Origin of the sequence: Faecalibacterium butyricigenerans, assembly GCF_020687345.1 — a bacterium.
Classification (GTDB): domain Bacteria; phylum Bacillota; class Clostridia; order Oscillospirales; family Ruminococcaceae; genus Faecalibacterium; species Faecalibacterium butyricigenerans.
Window position 1 is genome coordinate 46,849 of the sequence record NZ_JAJEQL010000010.1, and the last position, 13,851, is coordinate 60,699.

General features: G+C 57.6%; 13 protein-coding genes. 7 read left to right on the forward strand and 6 right to left on the reverse strand.

Translation table 11 applies throughout. The features are described from left to right. The first annotated feature begins 34 nt into the window (after nt 1-34). Nucleotides 35-1,255 (forward strand): tyrosine--tRNA ligase, encoded by a 1,221-nt coding sequence (tyrS, locus tag LKD23_RS05730; protein ID WP_227620838.1) that lies wholly within the window; start codon nt 35-37, stop codon nt 1,253-1,255. Nucleotides 1,256-1,380: 125 nt separating this feature from the next. Here the strand turns inward: tyrS and LKD23_RS05735 are convergent, their stop codons facing one another. The 5 genes from LKD23_RS05735 to asd form a co-directional block, all read right to left on the reverse strand. Beyond that, nucleotides 1,381-1,848 (reverse strand): ACT domain-containing protein, encoded by a 468-nt coding sequence (locus LKD23_RS05735; protein ID WP_227620839.1) that lies wholly within the window; start codon nt 1,846-1,848, stop codon nt 1,381-1,383. A gap of 43 nt (nt 1,849-1,891) precedes the next feature. Continuing rightward, nucleotides 1,892-3,178, reverse strand: a complete 1,287-nt coding sequence (locus tag LKD23_RS05740) for a CapA family protein (RefSeq protein ID WP_227620840.1) — start codon at nt 3,176-3,178, stop codon at nt 1,892-1,894. A 55-nt stretch (nt 3,179-3,233) separates the two neighbouring features. Continuing rightward, on the reverse strand, nt 3,234-3,992 hold the full coding sequence (gene dapB, locus LKD23_RS05745; protein ID WP_227620841.1) for a 4-hydroxy-tetrahydrodipicolinate reductase: 759 nt from the start codon (nt 3,990-3,992) through the stop codon (nt 3,234-3,236). A gap of 76 nt (nt 3,993-4,068) precedes the next feature. Next, nucleotides 4,069-4,962 carry a 4-hydroxy-tetrahydrodipicolinate synthase gene (gene dapA, locus LKD23_RS05750; protein ID WP_227620842.1) on the reverse strand — a complete coding sequence of 298 codons (894 nt, stop codon included), beginning with the start codon at nt 4,960-4,962 and terminating at the stop codon, nt 4,069-4,071. A gap of 45 nt (nt 4,963-5,007) precedes the next feature. Further along, the gene (asd, locus tag LKD23_RS05755; protein ID WP_227620843.1) at nt 5,008-6,090 is read right to left on the reverse strand and encodes an aspartate-semialdehyde dehydrogenase; all 1,083 of its coding nucleotides are present in this window, start codon (nt 6,088-6,090) and stop codon (nt 5,008-5,010) included. Between the two features lie 154 nt (nt 6,091-6,244). Between asd and queA the strand changes: the two genes are divergently transcribed. Continuing rightward, nucleotides 6,245-7,300, forward strand: a complete 1,056-nt coding sequence (gene queA, locus LKD23_RS05760; RefSeq protein ID WP_227620844.1) for a tRNA preQ1(34) S-adenosylmethionine ribosyltransferase-isomerase QueA — start codon at nt 6,245-6,247, stop codon at nt 7,298-7,300. Between the two features lie 171 nt (nt 7,301-7,471). Here the strand turns inward: queA and LKD23_RS05765 are convergent, their stop codons facing one another. Continuing rightward, nucleotides 7,472-7,684: a helix-turn-helix domain-containing protein gene (locus LKD23_RS05765; RefSeq protein ID WP_227620845.1), complete on the reverse strand. Its 213-nt coding sequence runs from the start codon at nt 7,682-7,684 to the stop codon at nt 7,472-7,474. A 281-nt stretch (nt 7,685-7,965) separates the two neighbouring features. On the opposite strand from LKD23_RS05765, the gene LKD23_RS05770 reads away from it, so the two are divergent. From LKD23_RS05770 to LKD23_RS05790, 5 genes are all read left to right on the forward strand, one after another. Beyond that, nucleotides 7,966-8,928 (forward strand): PhoH family protein, encoded by a 963-nt coding sequence (locus tag LKD23_RS05770; protein ID WP_227620846.1) that lies wholly within the window; start codon nt 7,966-7,968, stop codon nt 8,926-8,928. Nucleotides 8,929-9,015: 87 nt separating this feature from the next. Beyond that, on the forward strand, nt 9,016-9,507 hold the full coding sequence (ybeY, locus tag LKD23_RS05775) for an rRNA maturation RNase YbeY (protein ID WP_015564134.1): 492 nt from the start codon (nt 9,016-9,018) through the stop codon (nt 9,505-9,507). Between the two features lie 17 nt (nt 9,508-9,524). Continuing rightward, nucleotides 9,525-10,457: a GTPase Era gene (gene era / locus LKD23_RS05780; protein WP_227620847.1), complete on the forward strand. Its 933-nt coding sequence runs from the start codon at nt 9,525-9,527 to the stop codon at nt 10,455-10,457. 199 nt (nt 10,458-10,656) lie between these two features. Next, nucleotides 10,657-11,403: a DNA repair protein RecO gene (gene recO / locus LKD23_RS05785; RefSeq protein WP_227620848.1), complete on the forward strand. Its 747-nt coding sequence runs from the start codon at nt 10,657-10,659 to the stop codon at nt 11,401-11,403. Nucleotides 11,404-11,438: 35 nt separating this feature from the next. Continuing rightward, the gene (locus LKD23_RS05790; protein WP_227620849.1) at nt 11,439-13,850 is read left to right on the forward strand and encodes an endonuclease MutS2; all 2,412 of its coding nucleotides are present in this window, start codon (nt 11,439-11,441) and stop codon (nt 13,848-13,850) included. Nucleotide 13,851 lies beyond the last annotated feature (1 nt).

The following is a 13,851-nucleotide window of genomic DNA, read 5'->3' on the forward strand; positions in this document are numbered from 1 at the left end:
TCCCTCTGCCCGACAAAACAGGAGGAAATTTCTTATGACTCTGTACGAAGAACTGAAAGCCCGCGGTCTGGTGGCCCAGATCACCGATGAGGAGATCATCGACCTCATCAACAACGGCAAGGCTACCTTCTACATCGGCTTCGACTGCACCGCCGATAGTCTGACCGCAGGACACTTTATGGCCCTGACCCTGATGAAGCGCCTGCAGATGGCAGGCAACAAGCCCATCGCCCTCATCGGCGGCGGCACCACTATGATCGGCGACCCCTCCGGCCGCACCGATATGCGCAAGATGCTGACCAAGGAGGACATTGCCCACAACGCTGCCTGCTTCAAGAGGCAGATGGAGAAGTTCATCGACTTCTCTGAGGGCAAGGCCCTGATGCTGAACAACGCCGACTGGCTGCTGAACCTGAACTATGTCGAGCTGCTGCGCGATGTGGGCGCCTGCTTCTCCGTCAACAATATGCTGCGTGCCAAGTGCTACGAGCAGCGCATGGAGAAGGGCCTGTCCTTCCTTGAGTTCAACTACATGATCATGCAGAGCTACGACTTCTACTATATGTTCCAGCACTACGGCTGCAATATGCAGTTCGGCGGCGATGACCAGTGGAGCAATATGCTGGGCGGCACTGAGCTGATCCGCCGCAAGCTGGGCAAGGATGCCTACGCCATGACCATCACCCTGCTGACCGATTCTCAGGGCAAGAAGATGGGTAAGACCGCCGGCAATGCCGTCTGGCTCGACCCCAACAAGACCAGCCCCTTCGAGTTCTATCAGTACTGGCGCAACGTCGGCGATGCAGATGTCATGAAGTGTATCCGGATGCTGACCTTCCTGCCGCTGGAGCAGATCGATGAGATGAGCACCTGGAAAGATCAGCGCCTCAACGAGGCTAAGGAGATCCTTGCTTTCGAGCTGACCAAGATGGTCCACGGCGAGGAGGAGGCCAACAAGGCGCAGAACGCAGCCCGCGCACTGTTCAGCGGCGCTGCCGGAGACACCGAGCATATGCCCGGCACCCAGCTGACCGAGGCCGACCTGACCGATGGTGCCATCGGCATCCTGACCCTGATGGTCAAGGCTGGTCTGGCTGCTTCCAACGGCGAGGCCCGCCGTCTGGTCGTGCAGGGCGGCGTTCTGGTGGATGGCGAAAAGGTCGCTGCCCCCACGGCAAGCTTCACCGCCGAGCAGCTGTCCAAGGGTATCGTTATCAAGAAGGGTAAGAAGGTCTACCACAAGGTGAGCCTGTAAGCTTCTGGTAAAACAATAGCCCCGGCTGTCTTCTCTCTGTGACAGGAGAGGGGACAGCCGGGGCTTTTTCATACAAAAATCTCCCCTGTCCCATGCAGGACAAGGGAGGTTCGCTTCTATTCAGGTCACAGCTCGTAAGCCTTCTTCAGGACTTCATAGGCAGCATCCTCATTCTCAGAACGGACGAGCAGGGAAATGTCAAGGTCGCTGGTAGTGATGAGCAGCACCTCGATGCCTGCCATTGCCAGAGCATTCAGGGCACGCGCGGCAACACCGCAGCTGGTGACCATCTCTTCTCCGAAGAGGTTCAGCTTGGAGTAGCCCACGCTGATGAGGGGAGAGGCCTTGGCATCCTTGTTGAGATTCGCGGCAGAGATGGCCTTCATCACCAACGGCAGATCGCTGCTGGATGCCGTGAAGCTGAAGTCCATGCTGGTACCGTGGGGGGCGCTCTGGCTGATCATATCCACTACAACGCCGGTGTCGGCGAAGATCTGCAGATAACGAGCCATCGTGTTGCCCTTGAACTCGGCATCCTGCACGCTGATCATCATCAGGCTCGGCTCGATATTGATTTTGGAAACACCGTACATAGTAAACACTCCATTCTGCCCATCGGGCGTTCTGATTCAAACTTTATGCAAGCTCCAAAAATTCGCTGTTGATGTAGGTCTGTGCCGTCTGGCGGATGTAATCGTATCCGAAGTTTGGGTAGGCAGCGCGGACGCCATGGGCCTTTGCAAGCTCAGGCGTATAATCCCGGAACAGATAGGTGCGGACGTTGGACTTTCCGGCGTCATAGTGGGTCACTGTCACATGGAGCTTCGGGCCGCGCACCGCGCAGCGGACACTGCCGTCCGGCTCGACGGTCTGCTCCAGATCCAGTGTCAGGACCGCGCCGATGAGCTGGTCGGGCTTGCTCTGGGTGCTCAGGAAATTTCCCAGCGAATAGGCCACAAATACGTTCCGCCCATCGGCTGCGGTGCGCCATTCGGCGTCCTGCAGAACGTGCGGGTGGGTGCCGATGATCACATCCGCGCCCCAGTCGGCCAGAGACTGAGCTAAGGTGCGCTGTGCCTGCGTGATGTTGTGGCTGTCCTCGACGCCCCAGTGTACGCCGACCACCACAAAATCGGCCTCCTGCCGGGCCGCCCGCACCTGCTGCTCCATGACATCCTGCTGGCTGGTGTAGATGATGTTTGCGGTCATCTTGCTGTTCCGGGGGATGCCGTTGGTGTGCTCGGTGTAGGAGAGGTACGCGATCTTTACGCCGTCCACGGTCTGGATGGGGATGCGGCCATAGTCCACCTCGCCCTTCCACAGGCCGGTGGTGATCACATCCTCGGGCATCGTCTCCCAGAACCGGAGGGTAGCGGCAATGCCCACAGCCCCCTTGTCGTAGGTGTGATTGTTCGAGAGGCTGAACACCCGAAAACCTGCCCGGTAAAGCGCTTCGGCGCACTCACCGGGAGTCGAGAAGCAGGGGTAGGTAGAGGGCGCAAGCTCTTTGCTGCAGAGCGTCTCCTGATTGATCCAGTTGATGTCCTGCTGTGCATAGAAATCAAGCAGATTCGCGTAGCAGTAATCGAAGCTGTATCCTTCGCCCTCTGCAGCCCGCCGGGCGGCCTGCGAATAGATGGGTGCATGGATGAGGTTGTCTCCCGTAGCCGAGAAGCGCAGTGTCGTGACGACAGGCTGCGGCTCAGGCACAACAAGCTCCTCCGAAACAGCAGGGGACTCCGCCTCCGTTGCCGGAGGAACTGCATCCACGATGCGGCGGGGCCAGAGGCGCAGAGAGAGCAGCGCCGATACGGCCACAAGCAGGACCCCCAGTGTGTACAGGGTGACGCCCTTATGCGAGGTGTGCTTTTGGGCGGAACGCCGACGGCGGGGAGGGGCTGCGTGCTTTGCGTGCTTGGCCATAGGCTCGTCTCCTGACGCACGATACCGTGCCTTATGATGCCATGCGCAGAACAGCTTACATCTCTGCGATCATGTTACTCATATTGTACAGGCCCGGCTCCTTTTTTGCAAGGTAAACGGCAGCATTTATCGCGCCATTTGCAAAAATATTGCGGGAGTATGCCGTGTGGCGGAGGGTGATGACCTCGTCCGGGCCGCAGAACAGCACCTCGTGGTCACCCACGATGCTGCCGCCGCGCACGGCGCTGATGCCGATCTCCTTGGGGTCGCGCTTCTGACGGACGGCAGAACGGTCATAGACGTAGTGGTAAGCGCCGTTGTTCTCCTCATTGATGGCGTCGGCCAGCATCAGAGCCGTGCCGCTGGGAGCGTCCAGCTTATTGTGATGGTGCTGCTCGACGATCTCGATGTCATAGTTCGCACCCAGAATGGCCGAAGCGCGCTTGCACAGCTCGGACAGGACGTTGATGCCCATGGACATATTGGCACTCTTGAACACCGGGATGCTGCGGGAGAGCTGGACGATCTTCAGCTGCAGCTCCTCGGACAGTCCGGTGGTGCAGACCACGATGGGCAGCTTGTGAGCCTCGCAGTAGGGCAGTGCCTTCTCGACTGCCGCCGGGGCGCTGAAGTCGATAACGACATCACCTTTGCCGTCCAGCTTGTCCAGACTGTCGTATACAGGGATGCCGTTCAGCTCGCCGTCCTTCATGTCGATACCGGCCACGACGCGGCAATCCTCCCGCTGGGCGATCATCTCGCACAGCACATGGCCCATCCGGCCGCCGATGCCCTGAATGATAATATCGGTCATTGTCAATATCCTCTTTTTTCTCATACGGCAAAATGCCCGGAACACACTGCGCCGGGCATTCTGCACATAAAATCGTTTATTCCTTGATGACTCCCGCGGCCTGCAAGGCCTGCTCGATCTGCTCCTTGTGAGCGTCGCTCGGCTCCACGAGGGGCAGGCGGCACTCACCGGCCTCCCAGCCCAGCACGTTCATGGCATACTTGACCGGGATGGGGTTGACCTCACAGAAGAGAGCGTCGCATAGCGGCAGCATCTCCAGCTGCAGTGCGCGGGCTTTTGCCGTGTCGCCGTCGAACCATGCCTTGCAGCAGTTGTGCACCAGCTCCGGCTTGACGTTGGAGACGACGCTGATGACGCCCTTGCCGCCCAGAGACAGCAGAGGCACCACCTGATCGTCGTTGCCGGAGTAGATGTTCAGTTCGTCGCCGCAGAGGGCTGCGATCTTCGCCACCTGACCGATGTTGCCGGAGGCCTCCTTGATGCCGTTGATGAGGGGGTGCTTGCTCAGCTCCTTGGCTGTCTCGGGGGCGATGTTCAGGCCGGTGCGGGAGGGCACATTGTACAGGATGACCGGGATACCGCCGGCCTCAGCCATTGCGGTGAAGTGGGCCACAAGACCAGCCTGAGAGGTCTTATTGTAGTAGGGTGTCACCAGCAGCAGGGCGTCCGCACCGCAGGCAGCAGACTTTGCGGCCAGAGCACAGCCGTGGTCGGTGTCGTTAGAACCGGCACCGGCGATGACCGGCACACGGTGGTTTACGAGATCCACGGTGTACTTAATGGCGGCCAGCTGCTCTTCGTCGGTCATGGTAGAGCATTCACCGGTGGTACCGCAGATGACGATGGCGTCGGTGCCGCGGGCAATCTGATCCTCAACGATGCGGCCCAGCTCGTCAAAATTGATGCTGCCGTCCTCGTACATCGGGGTGATGATGGCAACACCTGCACCGGTAAAGACAGGATTCTTCATAGCAAAAACTCCTTTGCAGCGCGTTGGTTCTCAAAAACGCGCAGATCAATCGAAATAGCCCTTGGCTGCCAGCAGCTCGGCCAGCAGCACAGCTCCGCCTGCCGCACCGCGCAGGGTGTTGTGGCTCATGCAGGCAAACTTGTAGTCGAACAGGGTATCTTCCCGCAGACGACCGATGCAGACCGCCATGCCGTGCTCGGTGTTGCGATCCAGCTTGGGCTGGGGACGGTCGTTCGCCTCAAAGTAGCGGAGGAACTGCTTGGGTGCGCTGGGCAGCTCCAGCTCCTGTGCGGGACCGCGGAACTCCGCCCATGCCTTGAGGATCTCTTCCTTGCTGGGCTTCTTCTCGAAGCTCACGAAGACAGCGGCGGTGTGGCCGTCGGAGACCGGCACACGGAAGCACTGAGCGGTGATGACCGGCTTTTCGGCGTTGACGATCTGGTCGCCCTCGATGTGTCCCCACAGCTTGAGCGGCTCGCGCTCGCTCTTCTCTTCCTCGCCGCCGATGTAGGGGATGACGTTGTCAATGATCTCGGGCATCCGGTCGAAGGTCTTGCCTGCGCCGGAGATGGCCTGATAGGTGCAGACCAGCGCCTTGCTGACACCGAAATCCTTCATCAAGGGGTGCAGGGCGGGGACATAGCTCTGCAGGCTGCAGTTGGACTTGACCGCGATAAAGCCGCGCTTGGTGCCCAGACGCTTGCGCTGAGAGGGGATGATCTCGATGTGGTCGGCGTTGATCTCCGGCACAACCATCGGGACGTCCGGGGTGAAGCGGTTAGCGCTGTTGTTGGAGACGACAGGGCACTCTGCCTTAGCGTAAGCCTCCTCCAGAGCCTTGATCTCGGCCTTGGGCATATTGACGGCGCAGAAGATGAAGTCCACCTGAGAGGCGACCTCCTCCACCTTGGAGGCATCCAGCACGACCATCTTCTTGACGCTCTCCGGCATCGGAGTGGTCATAGCCCAGCGGGAGCCGACGGCTTCCTCATAGGTCTTCCCGGCGCTCCGGCCGGAAGCTGCCAGAGTCGTCAGCTTGAACCAGGGGTGATTTTCGAGCAGAGTAACGAAACGCTGGCCCACCATGCCGGTCGCACCGACAACGCCCACTTTATACTGTTTATCCATTTCCAGCACCTTTCCTTTCAAAAAAAAGCAAATTCACATAAGACCCCGCTTGCAAAGCAGACGTCTATGCAATATAATAGATACCGTCTATACAGATTTTATGATAACATTGATACGGTATTCGTGTCAATCATCGGAAAGGCAAATGCTAAGTATGTTAAAAAGAGATTTTTGGTATGATTTACCCAAAGAGCTGATCGCACAGGAGCCTGCGTGCCCCCGCGACGCGGCCCGGCTGATGGTTTTGAACCAGAAGGATGACAGCATCCAGCACCGCATCTTCCGCGATCTGCCCGAATACCTTGAGCCGGGCGACCTGCTGGTGGTCAACAACTCCAAAGTCCTGCCGGCCCGTATCGTGGGCGTCAAGCAGCCCACCGGCGCGGTTTGTGAGCTGCTGCTCCTGCGTCAGGTGAAGGGCGACCAGTGGGAGTGCCTTGCAAAGCCCGGCAAGCGGATGCAGCCCGGCACCAAGGTCAGCTTCGGCGACGGCAGCCTGACGGCCATCGTGGACGAGACGTTGGAGGACGGCAATAAGTTTGTCACCTTCTATTATGACACCGAAACGCTCTACGAAAAGCTGGACGAGTTCGGCAAGATGCCGCTGCCGCCCTATATCACCAAGCAGCTGGAAGACCAGAGCCAGTACCAGACCGTCTATGCCAAAGAACTTGGCAGTGCTGCCGCCCCCACGGCGGGCCTCCACTTCACGCCGGAGCTGATGGACACCATCCGCGCCAAGGGCGTCAACATCACAGAAGTGACGCTGCACGTCGGTCTGGGCACCTTCCGCCCCGTGCAGGAAGACGAGATCAGCGACCACAAGATGCACAGCGAGTGGTACTCCGTCAGCGAGGAAACGGCAAAGCTCATCCATGACACCAAAGCTGCGGGCCACCAGGTCATCGCCGTGGGCACCACCAGCTGCCGCACGCTGGAAGCTGTCGCCGCAAAGTACAGTGAGATCCGAGCTTGCAGCGGCAACACCGACATCTTCCTCTATCCCGGTGTCAAATTCAACTGCATCGACGGTCTCATCACCAACTTCCATCTGCCCGAAAGCACCCTCATCATGCTGGTGTCGGCCCTCTATGGCTACGAAAAGACGATGGCCGCATATAAAGTGGCCGTTCAGGAGCGTTACAGATTCTTTTCTTTTGGCGATGCGATGTTTATACGAGGCGGGAACGACCCGGAAGATAAAAAGTGATGAAAAAGTCCAGAATCCATGCGGGTTTCTGGACTTTTTTCTTATTCAGAAGTTTTGTACGAAAATCGCAGCTCTATTCCGTTTTTGAGCAAAATTGAGGTGGTAAGCCCGTCTTTTATGCAAAAGTTTGAAGCCGAACGCTTATCAAGAAGCTGCCGGGTCAGGAAGAACTTATTCACACTCGAACAAGTCGCGGGGCGTAAGGTCAAGAATATCACAAAGACCGAAGACCATCTCTGCTTTGGGGAAACTTGCACCGCTTTCATAATTGCAGACTGCACTGGTGGTAATGCCAAGCTTTTCTGCAAGTGCCTGCTGTGTAAGTCCCGCACGCTTTCGGGATTCACGGATAAGGATCGCTGCGCGTGTGGGTTCACGAGACATATCATTCACCTCGACCAAGAATTTTAAAAGCCTACTAACAAATTTATATCATTTTTGAGTATAAATAACAAGAAGTTTCCGTGTACCCGTTGCGATGACCACGAAATTTCTGAAAACGTCATTATGAAACGCCTTTTGGTCCTGTCCAGCCGACGACGGCCGGGCGCTCTGCCAAACCGCCAGAGACGGTTGAAAAATTTTGTGCAATTTTCATAGTTTTCTTCACGCTATTTTGGTGGTACAATAGAGGCAGAATCCAAGTAACTTTCAGGAGGAGCCGCATGGCAGAAAAGAGCATTGAATTAGACAGTGTGGAGATCGCAGCCGCCGTATTCGGGAACTGTGACCGAAACATCCGAATGCTGGAGAAAGAGTTCTCGGTAACAGCGGTATGCCGCGGCACGATGCTGCGCATCTCGGGCGAACCGGCAAATGTCGCCGCCGCTGCCCGCGCGGTGGAGGGGATGCTTCTCCTTATCGAGAATCACACGCCTCTGGAAGATCAGACGGTGCGCTATTGCTTGAGCCTTGCACACGACGGCGAAGAAAAGCGAGTCCGGGAGCTGACCGAGGACTTTGTGACTGTGACGGTCAAGGGCCGCCCCATCCGTCCCAAGACGCTGGGCCAGAAGGAATATCTCAACGCCATCCGAAACAACGCCATCACCTTCGGCGTCGGCCCGGCGGGTACGGGCAAGACCTATCTTGCCGTTGCAATGGCAGTCAAGGCTTTTAAGGCAAAGGACGTCTCCCGCATCGTGCTGACCCGCCCGGCGGTAGAGGCAGGCGAGAAGCTGGGCTTTCTGCCGGGTGACCTACAGCAGAAAGTAGACCCCTATCTGAGGCCTCTGTATGATGGCTTGTTCGATATGCTGGGTGCGGAGACCTACGAGCGTTTGGTAGAAAAGCAGATCATCGAAGTGGCTCCGCTGGCCTATATGCGCGGCCGGACACTGGATGATTCCTTCATCATTCTGGACGAAGCTCAGAATACCACCCCGGAACAGATGAAGATGTTCCTGACCCGTATGGGCGTCGGCTCCAAGGTCGTCGTCACCGGCGATGTCACCCAGATCGACCTGCCCGACCGCACCCGCAGCGGCCTTGTGGACGCATTGCAGGTGCTCAAAGGTGTGAACGGCATCGCACAATGCTACTTTACCGAAAAAGACGTGGTGCGTCACCGTCTGGTGCAGGAGATCATCAAGGCCTACGAGGCAGCAGCGCACCCTTCCAAACACTGAGCTAATAAAAACCGGCGGCACGGAACGATACGCAAAAAGCCGGAGCATCCATGGAATAGAATGTAAAACGAAAGGAGTGGACGATTTATGTCCAATAAAGTTTTGATCACCAATTCCCAGAAAGCCATCAAGGTTCCCTCGGGCCTTCGCATCCTCATCCGCCGCGCCTGCAACGCCGTGCTGGAATATGAGCACTTTGATGACCCGGCAGAGATCAGCGTGACCTTCGTGGATAACGCTGCCATTGCCGAGCTGAACAACCAGTACCGCAACAAGCCGATGCCCACCGACGTACTGAGCTTCCCGCTGGGTGAGAACGGCGTCTATGATGTAGACGAGAACAACGGCTGTAAGATGCTGGGCGACATCGTCATCAGCATGGAGCGCGCACAGGAGCAGGCAACGCTCTACGGTCATCCGCTGCAGAGAGAGGTTGCGTTCCTGACGGTTCACTCGATGCTCCATCTGCTGGGCTATGACCACGAGAACGGCGGTCTGGAAGCCATGCGGATGCGCGAGAAGGAAGAAGCCGTCCTCACGCAGCTGGGCCTGCCCCGCACGGTGAGCTACACGGAATAAGAGACAGGAGTTCTATTTTGAAAAACGAAACACCGATCCAGAGCCATTATGATACATCCTCTGTGTTCGTGGCGGTCATTGGCCGCCCGAACGTGGGCAAATCCAGCCTGACGAACCTGCTGGTGGGGGAAAAGGTGGCCATCGTCACCTCGAAGCCTCAGACCACTCGCACCCGCATCACCGGTGTCATCACTCGTGGGCCGCTGCAGTACGTTCTGCTGGACACTCCCGGTGTACACAAGCCTCATAACAAACTGGGTAAGCGGATGGATAAGACAGCCAGCGACTCCATCGCTGATGTTGATGTGTCCATGATGCTGTTCGAGCCTTATGGTGCACTGAACGAGTCAGAGATGGTTCTGGTCGAGGCCCTGAAAAAAGGCGGTCCGGCGATCGCGGTCATCAACAAGACCGACCTCGTCAAAGACCCGGCGGACCTTGAGGCCCGCAAGGCGGAGCTGAAAGCGCTGGGCGTGTTCGACGACGTCTATACGGTCAGCGTCCGCGATAACGACCGCTGCGAAGAATTATTCGATGCTCTGAGCCGCTATGCAGTGGAAGGCCCTCACTATTTTGACGATGACGCTTACACCGATATGCCCGAAAAGGAGCTTGTGGCGGAAGTTATCCGGGAAAAGGCACTGCTTTATATGAGGGACGAGATCCCGCACGGCATCGCGGTCGTGGTCGAGCGCTTCAAAGAGCGCCCCGGTACAGACCTTGTAGACATCGACGTGAACATTTACTGCGAGCGGGAGAGCCACAAGGGAATGGTCATCGGAAAGGGCGGCGCGATGCTGAAAAAGATCGCCAGCGCAGCCCGCACCGACTGCGAAGAGTTCCTCGGCTGCCGTGTCAATCTGCAGTGCTGGGTAAAGGTCAAGGCAGACTGGCGTGATAACGAATTCATGCTCAACAACTTTGGCTTCAAGCAGCAGCCCAACCGCTGAGTTCCATAACAGGACAGATTTCCCGGGGATAGCGCAGTACCATAGAGGTGACACTATACCGTATGGAAGGAGCGTTGTCCGATGAAGGTGGAACTCAGCTGGCAGGCTTTTGCCTGCACCGGTGATATTCTGTGTTATCTGGACTACAGGCGGCAGCTTGCCCAACAGCGGCCCGCCGCCCCGGCAGGAGAAAAAACAGATGGATACCATTGTGACGCCGGGCCTTGTCCTGAAGGAGACTCGGTATAAAGAATCAGACCGGATCATCACGCTCTTGACACCGAGGCTGGGCATCATCTCAGCCTCGGCGCAGAGTAGCCTGCGGCTGAAAAGTAAACTGTTCAGCGCCTGCGGGCTTTTTTGTTACTCAGAGTTCGTGCTTGTTCCCGGACGGAATATGTATACGGTACGGGAGGCAGACGTCAAAAATGTCTTTCACGGCATCTCGTCCTCCATCGAGGGGATGAGCCTTGCCATGTATATGGCAGAGATGGCCTCGGCCCTTTCGCCGACCGGAGAGGAGGCAGAAAAGGAACTGCGTCTTCTCCTCAACTGCTTTTACATGATAAGCGAGAAAAAAACAGACCTCAAGGTTATCAAAGCGGTATTCGAGCTGCGCACCATGAGCGAGTGCGGATTTCTGCCTCAGCTGGTCTACTGCCGCGACTGCGGCACCTACGACGGCCCGGCCTTTTACCTCGACCCGGCGGAAGGCTGTCTGCTCTGCGAGGCCTGTGCTCAGAAGGCAGGGAAGAAGTGCAATCTGGATGCTGGGGCGCTGTTTGCGCTGCGGCATATCTGTCTGGTCGAGGATAAGAAGATATTCGGCTTTCGCATCTCTGTGGGCAGTCTGGCAAAGCTTGCGGCCGTATCAGAACAGTATGCTCTGACGCATCTGGACAAGCCTTTGAAGAGCTACGACTTTCTGAGATCTGTTCTGTCGTGAAAAATCAAAAAATCGATTTAGTATAGGGAATTACTATGGAAACAAGTTATTTGAAAACGCTGGAGCTGGACAAGATCATTGCCCGGGCAGCGGAAGGGTGTGTGTGCAAGGAGTCGCGCGAAAAGCTCCTTGCGCTCGAGCCTCAGTGCGACCCCGATGAAGTGCGGTATGCGTTGGAACAGACCGATGCCATCAACTCGCTGCTCATCAAGAATGGTTCGCCCCGTTTCGGCGGGGTAGAGGGCGTCAGTCAGCTGGCAGCCCGCGCAGTCAAGGGTGGCGTCCTCTCGATGGGCGAGCTTCTGATGGTCGCAGGCGCACTCCGCAACTTCCAGAACCTCGTCAGCTGGTATGGTTCCTCGGAGCACGACGCCCTACCGACCGATGACCTGTTCTACGCGCTGGCCCCTCAGCCCGGCTTGGAACAGCAGATCTCGAGCGCCATCCTTGCGCCGGATGCAATGGCAGATACGGCCTCGCATACCCTGAACGACCTGCGCAAGAAGATCCGTGCAACGGAAAACAGCATCCGCGACCGTCTGGAAAGCATGGTCCGCAACATGGACACCTCCAAGTATCTGCAGGAAAGCGTCGTCTCCATCCGGAATGGCCGTTATGTCGTGCCCGTCAAGAGCGAGTATCGCGGTGAAGTAAGCGGCATCATCCACGATGTCTCGTCCACTGGCGCGACCGTTTTCGTTGAGCCGCAGGCCGTCGTGGAGGCGAATGCGCGCATCCTGCAGTACCGCGCACAGGAAGCGCAGGAGATCGAGCGCATCCTTGTGGCATTCACCGGTCAGGTCGCAGCCATCGAGCCGCAGTTCCAGTATAGCTACAAGGCAATGCTGGAGATCGACGTCCTGCTGGCAAAGGCCCGCCTTGCGCTGGACATGAAGGCGTTCAAGCCCACTGTCCGTACAGACACCTCTTTCTCCCTCATTCGGGCGAGACATCCGCTCATCGATGCAAAAAAATGTGTGCCTGTCGATATTTCACTGGGCAGGGACTACGATTCGCTCGTCATTACCGGCCCCAACACCGGCGGCAAGACTGTCACACTGAAAACGGCAGGTCTGCTTTGTGCAATGGCACAGTGCGGCTTCCTCATCCCGGCGGATGAGCGCAGTGAGATCTGTGTCTTTGATGAATTTCTTGTGGACATCGGCGATGAGCAGAGCATCGAGCAGAGTCTGTCTACCTTCTCTGGTCATATGAAGAAGATCACCGGCATCCTCGAGCTTGCCATGCCCCGCACGCTGGTGCTTCTGGACGAGCTGGGTGCAGGTACCGACCCGGCGGAGGGCGCGGCGCTGGCGGTTGCGATCATCGAAGAACTGCGCCGCCGCGGCGTGCTTCTGATGGCGACCACTCACTACGCAGAGCTGAAGGTGTTCGCTCTCGAGACAAAGGGAGTCGTCAACGCCAGCTGCGAGTTTGATTTGGAGACGCTGCGCCCGACCTATAAGCTCAGCGTGGGCGTGCCGGGCAAATCCAACGCCTTCCTCATCAGCGAAAAGCTTGGCATCCCGGAGCGGGTCATTGAGGCGGCCCAGCAGCATCTTTCGGCAGAAGACAAGCGTCTGGACGCCGTTCTGGGCCAGCTGGACGATCTGAAGCTGCAGCTCAAGGCCAGTCAGGACGAGGTCGAGGGCCTGAAGAATGAGGCTGCACATCAGCTGGATGCTGCCCGTCAGAAGCGCGACGAACTGATCCAGCAGGGTGAAAACGAGCTGGAAGCTGCCCGTGCCAAGGCCCGTGCACTGGCGCAGGAGGTGGAGAGCAAAGCCTACGCTCTGACCGATGAGCTGCGCCAGCTCCAGAAAGACGAGCGGATGAGCACCCAGCAGAAGGCACAGCGTGCCCGCGAGATCGCCAAGAAAGAGTCCGAGAAGCTCTTTATGGGTACGGAGGTGGTGCATAACCCCGTCAAGGAGTTCGTGTCGCTAAAGGAGGTCAAAGTAGGTCAGGAGGTCTGCATTGCAGAGCTGAATCAGCTGGCTACGGTGCTCTCGCTGCCGGATAAAAACGGTGATGTGCTGGTGCGTGCCGGTATCATCAAGACCAAAGTGCCGCTCAAGGGCCTCAAGCAGCCGGAAAAGCTGGTCAAGGAGGCGAAGCCTCAGACCAAGGCCCAGCAACGCTACTCCCGCCTGACCGGCGATGCCAATCGTCCCAACGGCAGGGTGGAGAGGGTACAACGCACCGCAAAAATGGAGTGCAATCTGCTGGGTCTCACGGTGGACGAGGCTCTGCCGGAGGTGGATTCCTTCATCGACCGCGCTATCCTGAACGGACAGACTGTGGTGTATCTCATCCACGGCAACGGCACCGGTGCACTGCGCACTGCCATCCACAAGCATCTGCGAGGCAACCGGATGGTCAAGAGCTTCCGTCTGGGCCGTTATGGCGAAGGTGAAAGCGGCGTCACCGTCGTTGAGCTGAAGTAAA

What these genes read in the sequence shown, in the direction of transcription:
- LKD23_RS05735 (WP_227620839.1), bottom strand. Translation starts at nt 1,848, where the DNA reads ATGTACGGTGTTTCCAAAATCAATATCGAGCCGAGCCTGATGATGATC.
- LKD23_RS05770 (WP_227620846.1), top strand. Translation starts at nt 7,966, where the DNA reads ATGGCAGAAAAGAGCATTGAATTAGACAGTGTGGAGATCGCAGCCGCC.
- recO (WP_227620848.1), top strand. Translation starts at nt 10,657, where the DNA reads ATGGATACCATTGTGACGCCGGGCCTTGTCCTGAAGGAGACTCGGTAT.
- LKD23_RS05790 (WP_227620849.1), top strand. Translation starts at nt 11,439, where the DNA reads ATGGAAACAAGTTATTTGAAAACGCTGGAGCTGGACAAGATCATTGCC.
- asd (WP_227620843.1), bottom strand. Translation starts at nt 6,090, where the DNA reads ATGGATAAACAGTATAAAGTGGGCGTTGTCGGTGCGACCGGCATGGTG.
- ybeY (WP_015564134.1), top strand. Translation starts at nt 9,016, where the DNA reads ATGTCCAATAAAGTTTTGATCACCAATTCCCAGAAAGCCATCAAGGTT.
- dapA (WP_227620842.1), bottom strand. Translation starts at nt 4,962, where the DNA reads ATGAAGAATCCTGTCTTTACCGGTGCAGGTGTTGCCATCATCACCCCG.
- LKD23_RS05740 (WP_227620840.1), bottom strand. Translation starts at nt 3,178, where the DNA reads ATGGCCAAGCACGCAAAGCACGCAGCCCCTCCCCGCCGTCGGCGTTCC.
- LKD23_RS05765 (WP_227620845.1), bottom strand. Translation starts at nt 7,684, where the DNA reads ATGTCTCGTGAACCCACACGCGCAGCGATCCTTATCCGTGAATCCCGA.
- queA (WP_227620844.1), top strand. Translation starts at nt 6,245, where the DNA reads ATGTTAAAAAGAGATTTTTGGTATGATTTACCCAAAGAGCTGATCGCA.
- tyrS (WP_227620838.1), top strand. Translation starts at nt 35, where the DNA reads ATGACTCTGTACGAAGAACTGAAAGCCCGCGGTCTGGTGGCCCAGATC.
- dapB (WP_227620841.1), bottom strand. Translation starts at nt 3,992, where the DNA reads ATGACCGATATTATCATTCAGGGCATCGGCGGCCGGATGGGCCATGTG.